Below are 20599 nucleotides of genomic sequence, written 5' to 3' on the forward strand. Positions count from 1 at the left end.
GTGGGAGCGAGCCTGCTCGCGAAAGCGGTCGTCCATTTGCGAAATGTATTGCCTGACACGACGCCATCGCGAGCAGGCTCGCTCCCACAATTTAGAGCGGTGAACGTCAGCAAGAGAGCGGGCGGCCCGAAGGCCGCCGAGATTACACCGACTCTTTCTTGATCCTGAACCACGCCGCATACAACGCCGGCAAAAACAGCAATGTCAGCGCAGTCGCCACGATCAACCCGCCCATGATCGCTACCGCCATTGGCCCAAAGAATACGCTGCGAGACAGCGGAATCATCGCCAGTACCGCCGCGAGCGCGGTCAGCACAATTGGTCGGAAGCGTCGCACCGTGGCTTCGATGATTGCTTGCCACGGTTTGAGCCCGGCGGCGATGTCCTGCTCGATCTGGTCCACGAGAATGACCGAGTTACGCATGATCATCCCGGACAGTGCGATGGTCCCGAGCATCGCGACAAAACCGAACGGCTGACGAAACACCATCAGGAACAGCGTCACGCCAATTAGACCCAGCGGTGCAGTCAGGAACACCATCACCGTGCGCGAGAAACTGCGCAGTTGCAGCATCAGCAAGGTCAGCACCACCACAATGAACAGCGGCACGCCGGCCTTCACCGAGTTCTGGCCACGGGCCGAGTCTTCCACCGTGCCGCCGACGTCCAGCAAGTAACCGTCCGGCAATTCGGCGCGGATCGGGTCGAGGGTCGGCAAGATCTGCTGCACCAGCGTCGCCGGCTGTTCCTTGCCGTAGATGTCGGCGCGAATCGTCACGTTCGGCAGGCGATTACGGTGCCAGATGATGCCTTCCTCAAAGCCATATTCCAGCGTCGCGACTTGCGACAGCGCGACGCTGCGGCCGTTGTCGGTCGGCACCGCCAGGCTCGGCAGCAACGACAGTTCGGTGCGCTCATGCAGGGTGCCGCGCAGCAGGATCTCGATCAACTCGTTGTCTTCGCGGTACTGGCTGACACTGGCCCCCGTCAGGGAGCTTTGCAGGAACTTCGACAGGTTCGCCGTGCTCACGCCCAAGGCCCGGGCGCGGTCCTGATCGACGTTCAGGTAGACGACTTTGCTCGGTTCTTCCCAGTCCAGATGGACGTTCGCCACGTGCGGGTTCTCGCGAACCTTGGCCGCCACTTTGCGGGCCAATGCGCGGACTTCCTCGATGTGCTCACCGGTCACCCGGAACTGCACCGGATAGCCAACCGGCGGACCGTTTTCAAGGCGTGTGACCCGAGAGCGCAAGGCGGGGAATTGTTCGTTGAGGGTTTCGATCAGCCAGGTGCGCAGGGTTTCACGCTCCTCGATGGTCTTGGCCAGGACGACAAACTGAGCAAAGCTGGCCGCCGGCAGTTGCTGATCCAGCGGCAGATAGAAACGCGGCGAACCGGTGCCGACGTAGGCCACGTAGTTGTCGATACCGGCGTGATCCTTCAGCAAGGCTTCAAGGCGTTTGACTTCGTCGGCGGTGTTGCTCAGGGACGCGCCTTCGGCGAGTTTCAGATCGACCATCAATTCAAGTCGACCCGAGGCCGGGAAGAATTGTTGCGGCACAAAGCGGAACAGCACGATCGAGCCGATGAACAACACCACGGTCAGCACGATGACAGTTTTACGCCAGCGCACGCACCACTCCACCAAGCGCCTGACCCGTTGATAGAACGGCGTGCCATAAGGGTCGGGCTGACCCGTGCCATGTTTGGCGGCATGAATCTTCGCCAGGTCCGGCAGGAGTTTTTCCCCCAGGTACGGCACAAACACCACCGCCACAATCCACGAAGCCAGCAACGCGATGGTCACCACCTGGAAGATTGAGCGCGTGTATTCCCCAGTGCCCGATTGCGCCGTGGCTATGGGCAAGAATCCGGCGGCGGTAATCAGGGTGCCGGTAAGCATCGGGAACGCGGTGCTGGTCCAGGCGTAACTGGCGGCCTTGATACGGTCGAAGCCCTGCTCCATTTTGATCGCCATCATTTCCACGGCGATGATTGCGTCGTCGACCAACAAGCCCAAGGCCAGCACCAACGCGCCGAGGGAAATCTTGTGCAGGCCGATGCCAAGGTAATACATGCAGGCGAAGGTCATCGCCAACACCAGCGGAATCGCCAGCGCCACCACCATGCCGGTGCGCACACCTAGGGAGAAAAAGCTCACCAGCAACACAATCGCCAGGGCTTCCACCAACACCTGAACGAACTCGCCGACACCAGTTTTCACCGCTGCGGGCTGATCGGAAACCTTGCGCAGCTGCATGCCGGCCGGAAGGTTTTTCTGGATGCGGTCAAACTCGATCTCCAGCGCCTTGCCCAACACCAGAATGTCGCCGCCGTCCTTCATCGCGACGGCCAGACCGATGGCGTTTTCCGCCATGAAGCGCATTCGCGGCGCCGGTGGATCGTTGAAGCCGCGACGCACGTCCGCCACATCGGAAATACGGAAAGTGCGATCACCGACGCGGATCGGGAAGTTCTTGATCTCATCGACTGTCTGAAAATTCCCCGAGACCCGTAGCTGCAATCGCTCGCTGGTGGTTTCAAAGAACCCGGCCGTGGACACCGCGTTCTGCTCTTCAAGGGCTTGCTGCACGGCGGCCAATGGCAGACCGAGCGTGGCAAGCTTGACGTTGGAGAGTTCGATCCAGATCTTCTCGTCTTGCAGCCCGAGCAGATCGACCTTGCCCACATCCTTCACCCGTTGCAGCTGGATCTGAATGCGGTCGGCGTAATCCTTGAGCACCGCGTAATCAAATCCCTCGCCGGTCAGCGCATAGATATTGCCGAAGGTGGTGCCGAATTCATCGTTGAAAAACGGCCCCTGGATGCCCGGCGGCAACGTATGCCGAATGTCACTGACCTTTTTGCGAACCTGATACCAAAGGTCCGGTATTTGCACCGAATGCAGGGAGTCACGAGCAATGAACGTCACCTGGGATTCGCCCGGGCGGGAGAACGACACGATGCGTTCGTATTCCCCGGTTTCCATCAGTTTCTTTTCAATGCGCTCGGTGACTTGGCGCGAGACTTCCTGCGCCGTGGCGCCCGGCCAGTTGGTGCGGATCACCATGGCCTTGAAGGTGAACGGCGGGTCTTCGCTCTGGCCGAGCTTGGTGTAGGAAAGCGCGCCGACGACGGCCAGCAAGAGCATCAGGAACAGTACGATCTGGCGATTGCGCAGCGCCCATTCGGAAAGATTGAAACCCATCGGGGATTACTCCTTGTCCGCCAGATTGACCACGCGGTTGGAGCGATCCACCGGGCGCACTTGCTGCCCTTCAAGCAAAACATGGACGCCAGCGGCCACCACCCAGTCGCTGGCATTCAGGCCTTCGAGCACCGGGACGGTTTTTTCGCCGAAGGCACCGACCCGGACCGGGGTTTTCTTCAAGGTATTGTTGGCACTGACGACCCAGACATAGGTCGCGCCGTTTTCCGCCGTCAGTGCCGATAGCGGTACGGACAGCGGTATCACGTCAGTTGTCTGGACGAACACCCGGGCGCTCTGGCCGAGTTCGGCCGGGACCTTGCCGCCGGTGAATGAAATCCGGGCAGCGAAGGTGCGGGACTTTGGATCGGCAGCCGGCGACAGCTCACGGATGCGCCCGGCAAAACGCTGATCGGGCTGGGTCCAGAGTTCTACCGAGACGGGCTGACCAACCTTGAAGCGGCCGAAGCTCTGCTCCGGCAAGCTGATCAACACTTCACGCTCGCCATCGGTGGCGAGGGTGAACACGGTTTGCCCGGCCGCCACCACTTGCCCGACTTCCACCGCACGCTTGGCCACCACGCCATCCTGGGGCGCTCGCAGCACCGCGTAGCTGGCCTGGTTGGTCGAGACGTTGAACTCGGCTTTGATTTGCTTGAGGCGTGCTTCACCGGATCGGTAAAGGTTTTCGGCGTTGTCGTACTGCGAACGGCTGACCATCTGACGGTCCATCAGCGTCTTGTAGCGATCACGCTCGGCGCGCACCAGGCTCAGATTGGCCTCGGCGGCGGCCACTTGGGCACGGGTGGCTTCCAGTTGCAGGCGCACGTCCTGGGGATCGAGTTCGGCCAAAGGCTGATCGGCCTTGACCCGCTGCCCTTCTTCTACCAGTCGTCGACTTACCTTGCCGCCGATGCGAAACGCCAGGTCCGGCTCATAACGAGCCCGCACTTCACCCGGATAGCTTTCCATTGCCTGGGCCGAAGGCTCTGGCTGCACCACCATGGCCGGGCGGACAGTGGTTTTCGGCGCCTCTTCGTGGCCACACGCAGACAATAGAAACGCCAGACACACTGGCAACGCGAGGGGCAAGGCATAGCGGAACATGGTGAAGGACCTTTCGCTAATGGTGCTTGGAATAATTATACTGGCGAGTATGTTATTAATAGCAAACTCACCAGTCCAGTATTAAAGCGAAGAATGTCGAACAATCTTTCAGCACCCAACGGCCCGGGCCGCCCCAAGGATCTGGCCAAGCGCCAGGCCATCCTCGATGCGGCGAAAATTTTGTTTCTGAGTAATGGTTACGCCAGCACCAGCATGGATGCCGTGGCGGCTGAAGCCGGCGTGTCGAAGCTGACGGTCTACAGCCATTTCAACGACAAGGAGACGCTGTTCTCCGCCGCCGTGATGGCCAAGTGCGAAGAGCAGTTGCCCACACTGTTTTTCGAGTTGCCGGACGGCATTTCGGTAGAAACGGTGCTGCTGAACATCGCACGCGGCTTTCACCAGCTGATCAACAGCGATGAATCGGTGAACCTGCATCGGCTGATAATGGCCTTGGGCAGCCAGGACCCGAAACTCTCACTGATCTTCTTCGAGGCCGGGCCGCAACGCATGTTGCATGGCATGGAACGGTTGCTGACCAAGGTTGATCAGAGCGGCGCGTTGAGCATCGATAAACCGCGCAATGCGGCCGAGCATTTCTTCTGCCTGCTCAAGGGCGCGGGCAATTTCCGCTTGCTGTATGGCTGCGGAGAGCCGGTGACGGGCGATGCGGCCGAGGAACATGTACGGGAAGTGGTGGGGTTGTTTATGCGGGCTTATCGACCAGAGACAGCCTGATAAGGCTTGGTTGTCTGGTCTGGCGCCTTCGCGGGCAAGCCTCGCTCCGACAGGTTTAACGCAGACCCTGTAAGAGCGAGGCTTGCCCGCGAATGGTGCAACGCGGTCTTACGGCTTGAGCGCTTTCTTCGGATAAATGTCATACCGACTGGATTTGCCGTCCAGCGCATGACTGGGCTTGGGTCCGGCAATACACGGTGCCTTGCGCGGACGCTTGACCACCACCCGATGGCTGGCCAGTGCCAATGCGGCCTCGAGCAGTGCCGGCGCATCGGGATCATCGCCGACCAACGGCCGGAACAGACGCATTTCCTTCTTCACCAACGCCGTTTTCTCACGGTGCGGAAACATCGGGTCGAGGTAGATCACTTGCGGCGGCTCGCCTTCCCAGTTGCGCATGACCTCGATTGAGTTGCCCTTGAGCAACTTCATCCGCGCCACGATTGGCGCCACGTCGAAATCCTCCGCGCCACGGGCCAGTCCATCCTCAAGTAACGCGCCAATCAGCGGCTGACGCTCGATCAGGCTCATCTCGCAGCCAAGGCTCGCCAGCACGAACGCATCCTTGCCCAGCCCCGCCGTGGCATCCAGCACACGCGGACGCACGCCCTGGGCGATGCCCACTGCCTTGGCGATCATTTGCCCAGTGCCACCGCCGAACAACCGCCGATGCGCCGCGCCGCCCTCGACGAAGTCCACCCGCACCGGCCCCGGTGCGTCCGGCCCCAGTTGTTGCAGCTGCAAACCTTGTTCGCCCACCTGCAAGGCAAACTCGCCGTCATCCACGTGCAAAGGCAAGCCCAGGCGTTCGGCCCACTGCTCGGCTTGTGGCTGAAACGCCGGGGCTGAGGCCTCGACATGGATGCGGCAGGCCGCAGGTTGCTCAATCATGGGGAAACACGCTCAAAAAATTAATGATCGGCAAAAACGGCCGATAACAAAACTAACGAGCATTTTGCCAGAGCTGAGCGTCGACCGAGAAAAATGTCAGGCATTCAATCCACATCCGTAGGCTACATATCGCGTCATGGCGATTATGGCCTGCGAAATTCCCAGGCACTGAGCGGCGTCAGTCACCTGTGGCAGGATTTTTTTGCCCAGGCCCTGGCCGAACAGTCGACGGATGTGGTGCCGGCGTGTGGCACGTTTCCTCCGGTTGATCTCGAAAGCCCGGTGGAGCCGACCGTCGGCAGCGAACTGCTGGCGCACATCGTCAGCCAACGCGAATGCGATGTGAAAGAAACCGAAGTCAAACCACCCGAGCCGCTGTTCTTGCCGATTGCCGAGTTCGAAATGGACCTGGCCGACAAGCCTTTCCCGCCGTTCCCGGCTGAAGAAATCGTCGCCCAGCAGAAGCAACAAGACTTTGAAAGTGGCTGGGTGCGGCCGATCGTGCTCACCACCGGCCAGCCTGCGCCAGAAGCCGGCCCGGCACCACAACCGCGTCCTCTGCACTTGCCGATCGCCGAATTCGAACTCGACCTGCTGGACAAACCGTTCCCGCCGTTCTCCCCCGAAGAATTGGTCGAGCAACAAAAACACTTCGATTTCGATACCGGCTGGGCTCGCCCGATCGTCCTGCAAAATCTGCGCATCGCCGCCTGACCTTCAACAAAAGCCCTCAGCGACACACCCACCACGGCCCGACATCGACATGAAAGTGATTTCGATGGGCGGCGTTGTAGTCCGGGCTCAACACCACACTGAACACGCCACAGGCGCCATCGCGAACCTGGCGCAGAAACTGGGCGTCCTGATTATCCTTGGGCCAATCCCTGAGCACGCTGATGGAGCGACCATCCGCCAGGCGGAAACCGGCGATGTCCAGCGCATCGGCGCTGGCGTGCTGGCTTCGCCTGCCGTTTTCGCGGCCATAGACGTTGCGACAGGCGAAGCTGCCAAGATGATCGACCCGGCTGACAGGCTGCCCATACACCGCTTGCGCGGCGGGTTGCAGGGCGTGGTGCTCGAACAGGGCAAACGACACCGCCAAACGGCAACTGGCGAGAAAGCTGCTGCTCAACCCCACATCGCCGCCCTGGACACGCAAGGTGTTGATCAATGGGCACGTCGCGCCGGGGCTGTCGGCCTGATGCGCAGCGCGTAAACCGGAGCTGCTCAAGGCCTGATCACACAATTGCGGATCATCGCGCAGGCGCATCAGTTTGTAGCGTGTCAGAAAGTTCGGGGCGGCCTTCACGTCCAGCGGCGCCCAAGGGTTCCACTGGGGTGGCAGCGAGATCCAGCCGCGCCAGACGCTCACGCCCGCCGCACCGATCATTAACAGCATCAACAACAGCCACCACCGAAACCGCATCGTCAGCCTTTGAACAATTGATTGGCCTTGGCATATGGCATCGACCGTGACGTGAACCCAAAGGTGCCCGACGTCTTGATCTCTTCGGCCGCGCGGAAAAACTCGCCGTAGGCCGCCAAGGCCAGGGCCGAGCCGACGCTGATGCGTTTGACGCCCATCTCGCTCAATTGCTCCACCGTCAATTTGAGCCCCCCGGACATCAACACGCTGACCGGTTTCGGCGCCACGGCGCGGACCACCGCCAACACGTCTTCAGCGCTGCGCAGCCCCGGCGCGTACAACACGTCCGCGCCCGCTTCGGCGAACGCCTGCAAACGGCGAATGGTATCGGCCAGGTCAGGATTGCCGTGCAGAAAATTCTCGGCACGGGCGGTCAGCATAAAAGGGAAAGGAAGGCTGCGAGCCGCTGCGACGGCGGCTTCAATGCGCGCCACGGCATGTTCGAAACAGTAGATCGGCGCGTCTTCACGACCGGTGGCATCTTCGATCGAGCCCCCGACCGCACCGGCCGCCGCGGCCGCCAAAATGCTTTGTGCGCACTCAGCCGGGTCGTCCGCGAAACCGTTTTCCAGATCCACTGCCACCGGCAGATCGGTGGCCGCGACAATCGCCCGCACGTTCGCCAGCGTATCGTCGAGCGTCAACCCTCCATCAGGGCGTGCGTTGGAAAAGGCATAACCTGCACTGGTGGTCGCCAGCGCCTCGAAACCCAGGCTGGCGAGCATCTTCGCCGAGCCGGCGTCCCACGGATTGGGAATGACAAAAGCGCCCTCGCGTTCGTGCAGTGCTTTGAACACCTGGGCTCGAAGGGTTTGCGCATCCATTGGCAGGCTCCTGAAAAGGGGAACAAATCCGCCTCAGAGCAAGCCAAGTTGCTCGGCGGCGGGTTCTCTGTATAGCTCAGGCAACGGCGGCAAGCCAGGCAAACGCAGCATCAGTTTTGCGTGAAAACGTTGCGCCAGTTTGGCCGCCAGCAAGTTATCGGCAGTGTGCAGGAAGATGTAGGGCGTGCGGCCCTCTTCGATCCACAAAGCGATTTTCTCGACCCATGGCTCCAGAAACGGATCGTTCGCCTCAAGCTGCGGATGGCCGATGAAACGAACCTGCGGAAACTGGGTAAACGCTGCCGGACGTGGCGGCACCCTGGGCTTTTTCGATTGGGCGTGGAGGACCGAAGGATCGGTCGACGTGCAACTGAACAGGGCTCGCGGATCAAGGCAGATGCGTTCTACGCCCCGATCCAGCAGCAGACGATTGAGCTTGCGTTCGCTATCGCCTTTGGCAAAGAACTCGTCATGCCGCACTTCAACGGCCAGCGGTCGCTCAAGTGCATCGATGAAGCCGGCCAGTTCGGGCAATCGGTGTGGCGTGAAGCTTTTCGACAGTTGCAGCCACAGGGGCGAAACCCGTTCACCGAGCGGGCTGAGCAATTGCAGGAAGGTGTCGGCGGCGGTCAGTTGCTCGCGCAGGTCACCGCCGTGGCTGATGTCGCCGGGAAACTTGGCGGTGAAGCGAAAGTGTTCGGGCATGATTTCGGCCCAGCGCTGCACGGTGCTGGCAGCCGGGCTCGCGTAGAAGGTCGTATTGCCTTCTACGGCGTTGAATACTTGGGAATAGAGATTCAGGAAGTCAGCGGGCTTGGCATCTGGCGGATAAAGATAATCGCGCCAGGCGTTTTCACTCCAGGACGGGCAGCCGAGGTAATAAGGCAGCCGCATCAGATGTACAGGTCGAGGCCCATTACATCGGTATCCCAATCGACAAAACCGGCGGTGCTCAAGTAGCTGGCGAGTGCCGTGGCGACGCTTTTGCTCATGGCGCGGTGGTAGATCATGTCTTGCTGACGGGCCGGGAGATTGCTCAGGCGTTGCGCGGAAGCCTTGGCGGCACGGGCGGCCATTTGCTCTTCGGATGGGATTTCCAGCTCGCCGTCGATATCGACGTAGTCGTCATCCGCCACAGGGCCTTTGCGAGGCTTGCGCTTGAGGGGGTAGGACTGGGAGGAAAGGCCGTCTATACGCATAAGTACATGTCCGGTATCAGTAATGGCAGTTTAGTGGCACATAACCCACTTCGCAAACCACCGAGTGATAACTAGAACACAGAAATACGAAAAGGTTTAAAAGCCGGGGGATAAATCGACGATTGGCTGCAGTTGGAATGTCCATTGTGGCGAGGGAGCTTGCTCCCGTTCGGCTGCGCAGCCGTCGCAAAACCTGCCTACTCGGTGTTGCTGATGGAATCCTGGGGTCGCTTCGCAACCCAACGGGAGCAAGCTCCCTCGCCACAACAGCATTGGGATTAACGCGCTTTCGGCGTCGCCACTTTGTCGCGCAGATAAACCGGCTGAGCCTCGTCCGCCACGATTGCCTCTCCACGCGCCCAGGCAAACCGCGCCAGCGTCAGCAGGTCTTCGGCGTGCGGCAGCATGCCTGCATCCTGCCCACTCAGATTGACAGCGATGCGCTCGGCATACCCCCACCCCGTGCCGGCGCCGAACCATTCACCGCTGGCATCAGCCGGCAATGCGGCCACTTCCGGCGCCAACACCGCTTCATTGCCGACCAGGCGCATCTCCCCCGCCGTTTCGCGGTAGCACCCCCAATACACCTCATCCATGCGCGCATCGATGGCGGCTGCGACCTGGCTGACGCCGTGTTCGCGATAAGCCCGTTGTGCCAGTACCGCCAGGTTGGAGACCGGCAGCACCGGGCGATCCAGCGCAAACGCCAGGCCCTGCACCACACCAATGGCGATCCGCACGCCGGTGAATGCGCCCGGCCCACGACCGAAGGCAATGGCATCAACCGCTTGCAGGGTGGTCCCGGCGTCGGCGAGCAACTGCTGGATCATCGGCAACAGCTTTTGCGCATGCAGGCGCGGGATCACCTCGTAATGGCTCGTGACCTTGCCGTCATGCAGCAAGGCAACGGAGCAAGCTTCAGTCGCGGTGTCCAGGGCCAGCAAGGTGCTCATCGATGTTTCCGTAAGAGAGGTCAGAAAAAGTGCGCCAGTATAAACAACTACGGCCCGCAAGCGGGCCGTAGAAGATGAAGCGATTCAGACTTTTCAGTTCAGCGCTTCAAGCACCTTGCCGGTAATCGCTTCAACCGAGCCAACACCTTCGATGTGGCTGTACTTCGGTTTGCCTTGAGCGGTGGACAGCTCCTGGTAAAACTTCACCAAAGGCTCGGTCTGAGCGTGGTAGACGGAGAGACGATGACGCACGGTTTCTTCGGTATCGTCTTTGCGCTGTACCAGCTCTTCGCCAGTGATGTCGTCCTTACCGGCAATTTTCGGCGGGTTGTAGACGATGTGGTACACGCGACCTGAAGCCTCATGCACGCGACGACCGGCGATACGCTGGACGATGTCCTCGTCCTTGACGTCGATCTCGACCACGTGATCCAGCTCGACGCCGGCTTTCACCAGGGCTTCAGCCTGGGGAATGGTGCGCGGGAAACCGTCAAACAGGAAACCGTTGGCGCAATCGGCCTGGCTGATGCGTTCCTTGACCAGATTGATGATCAGGTCATCGGACACAAGGCCACCGCTGTCCATGACGCTCTTGGCGATCAGGCCCAGCTCGGTGCCAGCCTTGACTGCGGCACGCAGCATGTCGCCGGTGGAGATTTGCGGGATGCCGAACTTTTCGGTGATGAACTTAGCCTGAGTACCTTTACCGGCCCCGGGAGCTCCCAGCAGAATGACGCGCATCGATGTGCTCCTCAATTTTTTATATAGATAACAACGGATTCGCCTCGTGGGGCCAATCTCAAAAACAGGGTCGTGACCGCCCAAACGGCCAAAGGCTGATCAAGATACACAGCAGGCCCGGACCACACAAGCCGCCGAAAGTCGGAGAAACCCGCGCCTTGCGTGACCTTGGGACGGGGTACTCCTAGTCGCAACCCCGTCATTAACTGTCGCTTGTCAGACCTTTTCAGCCCCTCGTCCACCGGCACCCGAAGCTCGCGCCGGGTGCCTTCCCCCCACGACGAAAACCTTAGCCGGTATTTCGCAAACCGGCAGCAATCCCCGCCACAGACACCAGCAGCGCCTGTTCTACCGGGCTGCCCTGCGCCACTTCCTGTTGCCGCGAACGCGCCAACAGTTCGGCCTGCAATAGATGAAGCGGGTCGAGATAGGTGTTGCGCAAGCGGATGAATTCGAGGGTGTCTGGGCTATGTGCCAGTAGCTGAGACTGACCGGTCAACCCGAGGACCACAGCGCACGCCTGCGACAATAGGTCGCGCAAATGCGCACCCAAAGGGAGCAAATCCGGCTCGACCAGACGCTCATCGTAGGATCGGGCGATGTCGGCATCGGCTTTGGCCAGGACCATTTCCAGCATGTCGATGCGTGTACGGAAAAACGGCCACTGTTCGCGCATCTGCCCCAGCAGCTCACCTTCACCGCGTTCCAGCGCCTTGCTCAGCGCCGCTTCCCAGCCGAGCCAGGCCGGCAACATCAGGCGCGTCTGGGTCCAGCCGAAGATCCATGGAATGGCGCGCAGGCTTTCAATCCCGCCGGCGCGGCGCTTGGCCGGGCGGCTGCCCAACGGCAAGCGACCCAACTCCTGCTCCGGGGTGGATTGGCGGAAGTACTCGACGAACTGCGGATTTTCCCGCACCACGGCGCGGTAAGCCTTGACGCCGTCGGCGGCCAATTCGTCCATCAAATGGCGCCACGCCGGTTCCGGTGGCGGCGGTGGCAACAGTGTCGCTTCCAGCACCGCCGCCAAGTACAGATTGAGGTTCTGCTCTGCGATGTCCGGCAGGCCGAATTTGAAACGAATCATTTCCCCCTGCTCGGTGGTGCGGAAACGCCCCGCCACTGAACCGGGCGGCTGCGACAGAATCGCCGCGTGCGCCGGACCACCACCGCGCCCCACGGTGCCGCCGCGACCGTGGAACAACAGCAGCTCGACTTGCTGCTCGCGGCAGATGTCGACCAAACGCTCCTGCGCCCGATACTGCGCCCAGGCCGCGGCGGTGGTGCCTGCGTCCTTGGCCGAGTCGGAATAGCCGATCATCACTTCCTGCGGCCCTTGCAGGCGCGAGCGATAGCCCGGCAGCAGCAACAGCTTTTCAATCACAGGGCCGGCGTTGTCGAGGTCGGCGAGGGTTTCGAACAACGGCACCACACGCATCGGCCGCAATACGCCGGACTCTTTGAGCAACAGTTGCACGGCGAGCACGTCGGAAGCGGCACCGGCCATGGAGATCACATAAGAGCCGAGCGAGGCCCCCGGGGCGGCAGCAATTTCCCGGCACGTCGCCAGCACTTCGGCGGTGTCGGCCGACGGCTTGAAGTACGCTGGCAGCAACGGCCGCCGATTGTTCTGCTCACGCACCAGGAAGGCGATGCGCTCTTCCTCGCTCCAGTCTTCGTAGCGACCGAGGCCGAGGTAGTCGGTAATTTCAGTCATCGCCGCCGTGTGACGGGACGAATCCTGGCGCACATCGAGCCGCACCAGGAACAGCCCGAAGGTCACCGCCCGACGCAGGCAATCGAGCAATGGACCGTCAGCGATCACGCCCATGCCGCACTCGTGCAAGGAGTGGTAACACAACTCCAGCGGATCCAGCAGGTCGCGGTTGTTTTGCAGCACATCGGCCGGTGCCGGGGTGGTGGCCGTCAAAGAGGCATGCGCCCAATTACGCGTGGCCCGCAGACGTTCACGCAACTGCTTAAGCACCGCGCGATAAGGTTCGGCGCTGTCCCCTGCCTTGGCTTTCAGTGCATCGCTGGCCTGTTGCATCGACAGTTCAGCGGCGAGGTGATCGATGTCGCGCACGTACAAATCCGCAGCCATCCAGCGCGCCAGCAGCAACACCTCCCGGGTCACGGCGGCCGTCACGTTCGGGTTGCCGTCACGGTCGCCGCCCATCCACGAGGCAAAGCGAATCGGCGCGCTTTCGAGCGGCAGATGCAGGCCGGTGGCGGCGTGCAGGGCTTTATCGGCCTTGCGCATGTAGTTGGGGATCGCCTGCCACAACGAATGCTCGATCACCGCGAAACCCCATTTGGCTTCGTCGACTGGCGTCGGGCGGGTGCGGCGGATTTCTTCGGTGTGCCAGGCTTCGGCGATCAGGCGCTGCAACTTCGCCTGGATCTGCTCGCGTTCGGCTGTCGTCAGGTCGCGATGATCCTGTGCGGCCAGTTGCGCTGCGATGGCGTCGTACTTCTGGATCAGCGTGCGGCGCGCCACTTCGGTCGGGTGCGCGGTGAGGACCAGCTCGATTTCCAGCCGTCCCAGTTGCCGGGCCAGGGATTCGGCGCTATGTCCCTCGGCACGCAGGCGCGCGAGCAGTTCCGGCAACACCCGTGCTTCAAACGGCGCCGGTTGCGACTCTTCCCGGCGGTGAATCAACTGATACTGCTCGGCGATATTGGCCAGGTTGAGAAACTGGTTGAACGCCCGCGCCACCGGCAACAACTCGTCTTCGCTCAATTGGTTGAGGCTGGCGCTCAGCTCGGCGTCCATCGAACCGCGACGGTCGGCTTTGGCGCCCTTGCGGATCTGCTCGATCTTGTCGAGAAAGCCGTCCCCGTACTGTTCACGAATGGTGTTGCCCAACAGCTCACCCAACAGGTGAACGTCCTCGCGCAAGCGTGCATCAATATCGGTCATCAGCAGTTCTCCAGCGAAAATCCGGGTGTCTATGAATGCCATGCTCTGTTAACAGAGAGTGCCGCTCTAAAGCGCTTCTTACAAGCAGACGACGAAGGGGCGGTAAACCTTATGGGTTCGAGCTAGTCTGAAGAGTAAGCCGTACAACGGCTTGCCGCCGGCCACTGGCGGACACTCACACGCCTGCCACGAGCAGGAGCGAAATGAGGTTTTTATGAAAATCCGCGAACTTGCCCAGCATTGGGAAGAAAACGCCAAGGGTCGCCTGACCGACACCGGTTACAGGATTCATCTGGACATGGAAGCGGCCGCACGGCTGGCGGCGATTACCGAGATGTATCCCAAACGCCAACCCGAAGAACTGCTTGGCGAACTGATCGGCGCCGCGCTGGAAGAGCTCGAAAAGAGCTTTCCATACGTGAAGGGATCGACCGTGGTCGCCACCGATGAAGAAGGTGATCCGCTGTACGAAGACATCGGCCCGACCCCGCGTTTTCTCGCGTTGTCCCGTCGTCACTTGCACGATTTGTCATCGAGCGATGACAAGCAGAAACACTGATCCCCCCGCCGAACCCTGTGGGAGCGAGCCTGCTCGCGAATGCGGTTGAACATTCAACATTTCTGTTGGCTGATACACCGCTAGCGAGCAGGCTCGCTCCTACATTTAGCCTGCGTATCCCTTCGATAATTGCGTGTTCCCGAGCCTTGAAAAGGTCGGGCATACCGCTGCACATCGCCAAAGTTCCCGATTTAGAGCCTTGTCCGTTCGGTCAAAGTATTTTCGGGCGATAGGCCATCTTCTCTGAACTTTTGAAAAACCCCTCGGGTCACAGCCATTAACCACGCCTGGGACGGCCGTTTCAAAACACCCCCGGAAATTGACGGTTACGGCTCCTTGCCCAGCATGGATTTTAAGTTTTTCAGGAGTTACACCAATGGAGTTGAAGACCATGAAGACCCGAACTGCCAAATCCTCGTTCACCCACGTGCGTAGTCTGAAACTGGCTGCCCTGGCAATCGGCAGCAGCTTCGTACTGGCCGGTTGTGCTGGCAATCCGCCGACCGAGCAATTCGCCGTGACCCAATCGGCTGTGAATGGCGCCGTCAGCGCCGGCGGCACCGAGTTCGCCGCCGTGGAAATGAAGTCCGCGCAGGACAAGCTCAAGCAAGCCGAAATCGCCATGCACGACAAAAAGTATGCCGAGGCCAAAGTGCTGGCAGAGCAGGCTGAGTGGGACGCTCGCGTAGCCGAACGCAAAGCTCAGGCGATGAAAGCCGAACAAGCTGTGAAGGACTCTCAGAAAGGGGTTCAGGAACTGCGTCAGGAAAGCCAGCGCACCGTGCAGTAAGCGCGCATCCCGACACCAGACTTGAAGCTCTTATCGATAGAAAGGACGAATTATTATGCGTACACAATTGATGATCCCCGCTCTCTTGGCCGCAAGCGTTGCACTGGCTGCCTGCTCCACACCGCCTAACGCGAACCTGGAACAGGCCCGCACCAACTACAGCGGCCTGCAAGCCAACCCGCAAGCCAGCAAAGTGGCGGCACTGGAAACCAAAGACGCCAGCGATTACCTGGACAAGGCCGACAAGGCCTATATGGACAAGAAAGACCCGAACGAGGTCGACCAACTGGCTTATCTGACCAACCAGCGTGTTGAAGTGGCGAAGCAAACCATCGCCCTGCGCACCGCTGAAGCCAACCTGAAAAATGCTTCGGCGCAACGTGCCCAGGCGCGTCTCGACGCTCGCGATCAGCAGATCAAGCAGCTGCAGGACAGCCTCAACGCCAAGCAGACCGATCGCGGTACGCTGGTGACTTTCGGTGACGTGCTGTTCGCCACCGACAAAGCTGACCTGAAATCCAGCGGTCTGGTGAACATCAACAAACTGGCGCAGTTCCTTCAGGAAAACCCTGATCGCAAAGTGATCGTCGAAGGCTACACCGACAGCACCGGTACGGCTTCGCATAACCAGTCGCTGTCCGAGCGTCGTGCCAATTCCGTGCGCATGGCGCTGGTGAAGATGGGCGTTGATCCAGCGCGCGTCGTTGCGCAGGGTTATGGCAAGGAATACCCGGTTGCGGAAAACACCAGCACCTCGGGTCGTGCGATGAACCGTCGTGTGGAAGTGACCATTTCCAACGACAACCAGCCCGTGATGCCGCGTTCGGCGATCAGCTCGAACTAAGCTTCACCCGCTGAAACACAAAAGCCCCGCCTGAGTCGATCAGGCGGGGCTTTTTACGTCCGCAGTTCACACACCCTTGTAGGAGTGAGCCTGCTCGCGATAGCGGTGTGTCCGACAACAGAAGTGTTGAATGCTAAACCGCTATCGCGAGCAGGCTCACGCCTACAAAGGATCTTCAGTGAATGCAGGACCGGGTTACTGCTCCAGCTTCTGCGGAGTTTCTTCGCCCATGCAGCGCACGGCTTTTTTCTTGTTGTTGACCAAGACGCCCGTCAGGCCTTTCTGTTCAGTGTCAAACATCACCAGCACGCCATCGATGCACTGGGCCACTTGCGAGGCAGGCTCCAGGGAGACTTTGTAGTCCTCTCCCGGCACGGTCTTGATCATGGTGAAGTCGCTGAGCAGCAGCGCATCTTCCGGTTTGGCGAAGTGCAGGTAGCCGTAGAACCACAGGGCACCCACCGTGCCGAGGATGCTGCAGATACCGGTGATGATCAGCGGGATGGCGTTACGTTCTTCACTCATTGCGGACTCTCTGATGGTTCATCTTCTGAATTCGGGGGTGCCGGGTAGTTGGGGATTTCACCCAAGCGGCGCAGGCCGTTGAAATGCTGCGGGTCGTCGAGATACCGCAGCATGACCTTGCGCCAGACCGGGTCGGCAAATGTCTGCACATGACCACCGCGGGTCAATTGCAGCACGCGTGGCGGCGGCGCAGCTTGATACAGACGGATGCCGTTGGAAAGGGGCACGATCGGATCGTCGATGCTGTGGTAGATCAGTTTCGGTACGTCGTTGAGCTGCGCCATGGAGTTAATCGCGCTGTCACCGTCCGGCACCAGCCACGAAAGCGGCACCTGGAACGCCCAGGTCAGCCAGGAATTGCTCAGGGCGAACCGGCCGATGCTGCGATAACTGGCGGGCACGCCGTCGAGGACGAAAGCCTTGAGTTGTTTCTGCCGTTCGGGATGTTGGACCAGGTAGTGAACCGCCATGGAACCGCCGAGGCTCTGGCCCAGCAGGATCAACGGCTTGCCTTTGACTTCCGGTGCCTGGTCGAGCCACTTGAACGCGGCGTCGATGTCCTGATATATCGCCGGCAGACTCGGTTCGCCTTCGGACAACCCGTAACCGCGATAATCGATCAACAGCACTTGATAGCCTTCCTCCGGCAACCACCAACTGCCGCCCAGATGCATCGGCAGATTGCCGCCATTGCCGTGCAGATGCAGCACCGTGCCCTTGACCTCGACACCTTTTTTCGCCGGCAGCCACCAGGCGTTCAGCCTGAGGCCATCGGCGGTGGTCAGGTTCACTTCGCGGTAGTCGAGCTTGGCTTTTTCCGGGGTGAACAGCTGGCCGGGTTCGGGGTAGAACAGCAGGGAGCTGCAACCGCTCAAAGTCAGGAGAAGGCAAAGGATGCCGAGGATTCTCATCCGTTGAAACCTCGCAAGAATTGGAGTTGAAACACATTCCCCTGTAGGAGTGAGCCTGCTCGCGAAGGCGGTGTGTCAGACAACATCAATGTTGAATGTTCGGCCGCTATCGCGAGCAGGCTCACTCCCACAGGGGATTTCGTGATCGTTAGAGAATGTTGGAGTAATCCGCTTCTATCCGGTCCAGGCTCAGGTGGTTGAGGAAGTTGGAGAAGCACATCCACGCCGACAGTGCGTTCAGGTCGCGGAACTGATCCGGCAAATACTTCGGCGGCACCACCAGCCCTTCGTCCACCAACTGACGCAAGGTACGCATGTCTTCCAGCGTGGTCTTGCCGCAAAACAGCAGTGGAATCTGTTCAAGCTTGCCCTTACGCACGGCCAACTGAATGTAGTTGTAAACCATGATGAAGCCCTTGAGGTAGGACAAGTCTTTGGTAAAGGGCAGGCCGGTCGGTATCGAACCACGGAACACCCGGCTGGCATTGCCGTAGCTTTCGGCCATTTCGAAGCCTTGCTCGCGGAAGAATTCGAAGACCTGCAAGAAGTCAGCGCCCTCCTCCACCATGTGAATGGCCCGGGTGCGGTTGGTCAGTTTGCGCAGGCGGCTCGGGTAGGACGCGAAGGTGATGATTTCCATCAGGATCGCCAGCCCTTCCTGGGTCACCGTCGACGACGGCGGGCCTTTGGACAGGAAGGTGCAGATCGGCTGGTTCAGCCCGTTGAGCGTGGTGCCGACGTGGACCAGCCCTTCATGAACTTCCAGGGCGCGCACGTCACGTTCGTTGAACATCGCGTCGGTGCGAATCTTGATGTAGTCGGCGCCGGCCGCCGCATCGGCGACAATGCCGTCGGACTCGAACACCCGAATGGTCTCTTCGGCCTCGCCAAACACTTTGCTCAGCCGGGTTTGCAACAAATGCACGGCATCCTTGGCGGTGAGGATTTTCGGCTCGTCCTTCAGGTCACCCCGGCCATCGATGTTGTTCAGGTAATCGGAGAGCATCAGGCCGAGGTCGGACAGGGTCGGGTCACCGGCATGGAACGCGTCGGAAGCAGCGCCGTACAACTCCTGGGAAATCAGGCCGAAATCTTCGGTGCCGCGCGCTTCGAGCATGCGCACCACCATCCGGTATTCCTTGCACATGCGCCGCATGATTTGGCCGACCGGGTTGAACTGGCCGAGCTGACGGGTGATGTCACGCTCGATGTTCTGGAACTCCAGCTTCACTTTGCTGGAATCGAACGACAGCGGCCGATTGAGGTAATAATCGCGATCTACAGCGGGCATTTCCTTGCCCTTGGCCTTGAGGAACCCCTTGCGGATGCTGTCGTCCCACTTGACCGCATCGAGGACGCGAATCGGCGTCTGCGCCAGCACAATGCGATCGGACAAAATGCGTATCGTCTGCTGGTAATCGTCCACCCGAAACTCCTGTAGAAAAACCGTTAGGTGCTGGCTTTATTTAACGTTGGCTTTGGCCAGGCGCTGATAGCGCACGGCCTCGACGAAGACATCGGAATTGGCCGGGTCATCCAGGTAGGCAAAGACCTGATCCATGCTGCTGTTGATCAATACGCCGTCGCCATCATCGGTCTGGAAACCTTCACCGCTCAGGACTTTTTGTCCGAGGGCTTGATTGATCTGTTCGAGATCGAGGTTGTAGACCACCAATTCGTGCTTATCGGTCAGTTCAAACCCGGCGATGATGAAATGCCCGCCGAACTGTGCCGGCACCTTCGCCGACAGGTACCAGCGGCTGCCGTGGCGCGACACCGTAAAGGGGTAGGCCTCGCGCTCTTTGGGTTTGGCCTTGAGGTAGCTGACCGCCTGGTAACGACTGTCGCCCAGACGGGTCAGCTCCAGGTTCATCGGCTCGCCCCAGGCATTGGTGCTGGTCCATTTGCCGAGCAGACCTTTGGGCGCGGGGTCGCTGGCGGGCAGTGGGTCCCTGAAGGTCACCAGACAGCCACTGAGCAGCAGGAACGACAAGGCGATCACAACGACACGCCAGGCTTTCATTCAACACTCCCTATGAACACACAGCCCCGAATGGTCACCGACCTTGCAGGAGCGAGTTTTGCCCGCGAAGGCGTTGTGTCAGTCAACACACAGGTTGAATGTTATACCGCCTTCGCGGGCAAGCCTCGCTCCTACAGGGTCGAGCGCCCCGCAGGAATTACACCGACGCCAAAACCAAATGCATGTAGCGGGTCAGGATACCGAGCATTTCGGCTTCGGCGACAGGCTCGGCGTCGTTGAGCAGGCCCTGATATTCCATCCGTCCGATAATCGCCGTCAACACTTTGGCATCCTGTTGTGGTTCGCGCGAACCCAATACCTGGAAAAGCTGGCATGTGCCCTGGAGCAGAATCTGCTGATGTGACCGTACCAGCTCAGCAAGGCGCGGGTTCAGCAGCGCTTCCTGGCGGAACGCCTGTTCGGCCATCAAGTGCTCGCGACGGTTGATCAGTTGCCGGTGAACGTAGTCCGCCATCAACCGCGCAATGTCGTCCGCCAGCTGCGAGCGCGACTCGGGGCTGCCGTCGCCGCTGACCACCATCTCGCGCAGCAGGCCCTCGTTATTGATCCACAACTTGGCCATGAACGCGGCGCTGCGTTCCACGTACTGGGCGAAGGTATCGGTGAGCAAGTCATCGATATCCTTGAAGTAATAAGTGGTGGCCGACAGCGGCACACCGGCCTCGGCCGCTACCGCTCGGTGACGCACGGCCCGCACGCCATCGCGCACGACAATGCGCATCGCCGCATCGAGAATGTCCTGTCGACGCTGCTCGCTGCCCTGTCGGCTGGCCTTGCGGCCCTGGTACTGAACGCTTTCAGCGACCGCAGTGGCGACGCCCGCTGCACCTTCTTGAGCAATTGCACGGTTCACGACAGGTATTCCTCTCTAACTTCAAAAGTAACCATTTGATACGTTTGTACCAGACAGGCAATAAAA

The 20599-nt window shown here is 60.2% G+C and carries 20 protein-coding genes; 5 read left to right on the forward strand and 15 right to left on the reverse strand.

Annotated elements, in window-relative coordinates; genetic code table 11:
* Positions 1–142: 142 nt before the first annotated feature.
* The gene (locus BLU63_RS03955) at positions 143–3208 is read right to left on the reverse strand and encodes an efflux RND transporter permease subunit (RefSeq protein WP_083374921.1); all 3066 of its coding nucleotides are present in this window, start codon (positions 3206–3208) and stop codon (positions 143–145) included.
* A gap of 6 nt (positions 3209–3214) precedes the next feature.
* Complete coding sequence (locus BLU63_RS03960) at positions 3215–4315, reverse strand: efflux RND transporter periplasmic adaptor subunit (protein ID WP_083374922.1); 1101 nt, start codon at positions 4313–4315, stop codon at positions 3215–3217.
* A 93-nt stretch (positions 4316–4408) separates the two neighbouring features.
* Between BLU63_RS03960 and BLU63_RS03965 the strand changes: the two genes are divergently transcribed.
* Positions 4409–5053, forward strand: a complete 645-nt coding sequence (locus tag BLU63_RS03965) for a TetR/AcrR family transcriptional regulator (RefSeq protein WP_083374923.1) — start codon at positions 4409–4411, stop codon at positions 5051–5053.
* 108 nt (positions 5054–5161) lie between these two features.
* On the opposite strand, the gene BLU63_RS03970 is transcribed toward BLU63_RS03965, so the two are convergent.
* Complete coding sequence (locus tag BLU63_RS03970) at positions 5162–5944, reverse strand: class I SAM-dependent methyltransferase (RefSeq protein ID WP_010462878.1); 783 nt, start codon at positions 5942–5944, stop codon at positions 5162–5164.
* Between the two features lie 93 nt (positions 5945–6037).
* On the opposite strand from BLU63_RS03970, the gene BLU63_RS03975 reads away from it, so the two are divergent.
* Positions 6038–6658 carry an energy transducer TonB gene (locus BLU63_RS03975; RefSeq protein ID WP_083374924.1) on the forward strand — a complete coding sequence of 207 codons (621 nt, stop codon included), beginning with the start codon at positions 6038–6040 and terminating at the stop codon, positions 6656–6658.
* Between the two features lie 16 nt (positions 6659–6674).
* Here the strand turns inward: BLU63_RS03975 and BLU63_RS03980 are convergent, their stop codons facing one another.
* From BLU63_RS03980 to ppc, 7 genes are all read right to left on the reverse strand, one after another.
* Positions 6675–7370 carry an extensin-like domain-containing protein gene (locus BLU63_RS03980; protein ID WP_083374925.1) on the reverse strand — a complete coding sequence of 232 codons (696 nt, stop codon included), beginning with the start codon at positions 7368–7370 and terminating at the stop codon, positions 6675–6677.
* 2 nt (positions 7371–7372) lie between these two features.
* A complete protein-coding gene (locus tag BLU63_RS03985; protein WP_083374926.1) occupies positions 7373–8194 on the reverse strand; it encodes an isocitrate lyase/PEP mutase family protein in 822 nt (273 codons plus the stop codon).
* 33 nt (positions 8195–8227) lie between these two features.
* Complete coding sequence (locus BLU63_RS03990) at positions 8228–9088, reverse strand: DUF72 domain-containing protein (RefSeq protein WP_083374927.1); 861 nt, start codon at positions 9086–9088, stop codon at positions 8228–8230.
* Complete coding sequence (locus BLU63_RS03995; protein ID WP_010462890.1) at positions 9088–9393, reverse strand: hypothetical protein; 306 nt, start codon at positions 9391–9393, stop codon at positions 9088–9090. The genes BLU63_RS03990 and BLU63_RS03995 overlap by 1 nt, the downstream gene beginning before the upstream one ends.
* Positions 9394–9671: 278 nt before the next feature.
* Entirely contained in the window at positions 9672–10346 is a 675-nt protein-coding gene (tsaB, locus tag BLU63_RS04000) for a tRNA (adenosine(37)-N6)-threonylcarbamoyltransferase complex dimerization subunit type 1 TsaB (RefSeq protein ID WP_010462892.1), read from the reverse strand.
* A gap of 93 nt (positions 10347–10439) precedes the next feature.
* Positions 10440–11087, reverse strand: coding sequence for an adenylate kinase (gene adk, locus BLU63_RS04005; protein WP_010462894.1), 648 nt, complete (start codon positions 11085–11087; stop codon positions 10440–10442).
* A gap of 289 nt (positions 11088–11376) precedes the next feature.
* The gene (ppc, locus tag BLU63_RS04010; RefSeq protein WP_077748312.1) at positions 11377–14007 is read right to left on the reverse strand and encodes a phosphoenolpyruvate carboxylase; all 2631 of its coding nucleotides are present in this window, start codon (positions 14005–14007) and stop codon (positions 11377–11379) included.
* Between the two features lie 214 nt (positions 14008–14221).
* Between ppc and BLU63_RS04015 the strand changes: the two genes are divergently transcribed.
* The 3 genes from BLU63_RS04015 (at position 14222) to BLU63_RS04025 (ending at position 16200) form a co-directional block, all read left to right on the forward strand.
* The gene (locus BLU63_RS04015) at positions 14222–14566 is read left to right on the forward strand and encodes a hypothetical protein (protein ID WP_010462899.1); all 345 of its coding nucleotides are present in this window, start codon (positions 14222–14224) and stop codon (positions 14564–14566) included.
* Between the two features lie 376 nt (positions 14567–14942).
* Positions 14943–15356: a DUF4398 domain-containing protein gene (locus BLU63_RS04020; protein ID WP_077748311.1), complete on the forward strand. Its 414-nt coding sequence runs from the start codon at positions 14943–14945 to the stop codon at positions 15354–15356.
* Positions 15357–15411: 55 nt separating this feature from the next.
* A complete protein-coding gene (locus BLU63_RS04025; RefSeq protein ID WP_083374928.1) occupies positions 15412–16200 on the forward strand; it encodes an OmpA family protein in 789 nt (262 codons plus the stop codon).
* Positions 16201–16395: 195 nt separating this feature from the next.
* Here BLU63_RS04025 and BLU63_RS04030 read toward each other — a convergent pair whose 3' ends face one another.
* The 5 genes from BLU63_RS04030 to BLU63_RS04050 form a co-directional block, all read right to left on the reverse strand.
* Complete coding sequence (locus BLU63_RS04030) at positions 16396–16725, reverse strand: hypothetical protein (RefSeq protein WP_010462905.1); 330 nt, start codon at positions 16723–16725, stop codon at positions 16396–16398.
* Positions 16722–17636 (reverse strand): alpha/beta hydrolase, encoded by a 915-nt coding sequence (locus BLU63_RS04035; protein WP_083374929.1) that lies wholly within the window; start codon positions 17634–17636, stop codon positions 16722–16724. The genes BLU63_RS04030 and BLU63_RS04035 overlap by 4 nt, the downstream gene beginning before the upstream one ends.
* 148 nt (positions 17637–17784) lie before the next feature.
* Positions 17785–19062, reverse strand: coding sequence for a flavohemoglobin expression-modulating QEGLA motif protein (locus BLU63_RS04040; RefSeq protein WP_010462909.1), 1278 nt, complete (start codon positions 19060–19062; stop codon positions 17785–17787).
* Positions 19063–19098: 36 nt separating this feature from the next.
* Positions 19099–19659 carry a hypothetical protein gene (locus tag BLU63_RS04045; RefSeq protein WP_010462911.1) on the reverse strand — a complete coding sequence of 187 codons (561 nt, stop codon included), beginning with the start codon at positions 19657–19659 and terminating at the stop codon, positions 19099–19101.
* Between the two features lie 157 nt (positions 19660–19816).
* Positions 19817–20533 (reverse strand): TetR/AcrR family transcriptional regulator, encoded by a 717-nt coding sequence (locus BLU63_RS04050; RefSeq protein ID WP_083374930.1) that lies wholly within the window; start codon positions 20531–20533, stop codon positions 19817–19819.
* Positions 20534–20599: the final 66 nt, after the last annotated feature.

Source organism: Pseudomonas mandelii (assembly GCF_900106065.1).
Lineage (GTDB): Bacteria > Pseudomonadota > Gammaproteobacteria > Pseudomonadales > Pseudomonadaceae > Aquipseudomonas > Aquipseudomonas mandelii.

What these genes read in the sequence shown, in the direction of transcription:
- BLU63_RS03955 (WP_083374921.1), bottom strand. Translation starts at nt 3,208, where the DNA reads ATGGGTTTCAATCTTTCCGAATGGGCGCTGCGCAATCGCCAGATCGTA.
- BLU63_RS03960 (WP_083374922.1), bottom strand. Translation starts at nt 4,315, where the DNA reads ATGTTCCGCTATGCCTTGCCCCTCGCGTTGCCAGTGTGTCTGGCGTTT.
- BLU63_RS03965 (WP_083374923.1), top strand. Translation starts at nt 4,409, where the DNA reads ATGTCGAACAATCTTTCAGCACCCAACGGCCCGGGCCGCCCCAAGGAT.
- BLU63_RS03970 (WP_010462878.1), bottom strand. Translation starts at nt 5,944, where the DNA reads ATGATTGAGCAACCTGCGGCCTGCCGCATCCATGTCGAGGCCTCAGCC.
- BLU63_RS03975 (WP_083374924.1), top strand. Translation starts at nt 6,038, where the DNA reads ATGTCAGGCATTCAATCCACATCCGTAGGCTACATATCGCGTCATGGC.
- BLU63_RS03980 (WP_083374925.1), bottom strand. Translation starts at nt 7,370, where the DNA reads ATGCGGTTTCGGTGGTGGCTGTTGTTGATGCTGTTAATGATCGGTGCG.
- BLU63_RS03985 (WP_083374926.1), bottom strand. Translation starts at nt 8,194, where the DNA reads ATGGATGCGCAAACCCTTCGAGCCCAGGTGTTCAAAGCACTGCACGAA.
- BLU63_RS03990 (WP_083374927.1), bottom strand. Translation starts at nt 9,088, where the DNA reads ATGCGGCTGCCTTATTACCTCGGCTGCCCGTCCTGGAGTGAAAACGCC.
- BLU63_RS03995 (WP_010462890.1), bottom strand. Translation starts at nt 9,393, where the DNA reads ATGCGTATAGACGGCCTTTCCTCCCAGTCCTACCCCCTCAAGCGCAAG.
- tsaB (WP_010462892.1), bottom strand. Translation starts at nt 10,346, where the DNA reads ATGAGCACCTTGCTGGCCCTGGACACCGCGACTGAAGCTTGCTCCGTT.
- adk (WP_010462894.1), bottom strand. Translation starts at nt 11,087, where the DNA reads ATGCGCGTCATTCTGCTGGGAGCTCCCGGGGCCGGTAAAGGTACTCAG.
- ppc (WP_077748312.1), bottom strand. Translation starts at nt 14,007, where the DNA reads ATGACCGATATTGATGCACGCTTGCGCGAGGACGTTCACCTGTTGGGT.
- BLU63_RS04015 (WP_010462899.1), top strand. Translation starts at nt 14,222, where the DNA reads ATGAAAATCCGCGAACTTGCCCAGCATTGGGAAGAAAACGCCAAGGGT.
- BLU63_RS04020 (WP_077748311.1), top strand. Translation starts at nt 14,943, where the DNA reads ATGGAGTTGAAGACCATGAAGACCCGAACTGCCAAATCCTCGTTCACC.
- BLU63_RS04025 (WP_083374928.1), top strand. Translation starts at nt 15,412, where the DNA reads ATGCGTACACAATTGATGATCCCCGCTCTCTTGGCCGCAAGCGTTGCA.
- BLU63_RS04030 (WP_010462905.1), bottom strand. Translation starts at nt 16,725, where the DNA reads ATGAGTGAAGAACGTAACGCCATCCCGCTGATCATCACCGGTATCTGC.
- BLU63_RS04035 (WP_083374929.1), bottom strand. Translation starts at nt 17,636, where the DNA reads ATGAGAATCCTCGGCATCCTTTGCCTTCTCCTGACTTTGAGCGGTTGC.
- BLU63_RS04045 (WP_010462911.1), bottom strand. Translation starts at nt 19,659, where the DNA reads ATGAAAGCCTGGCGTGTCGTTGTGATCGCCTTGTCGTTCCTGCTGCTC.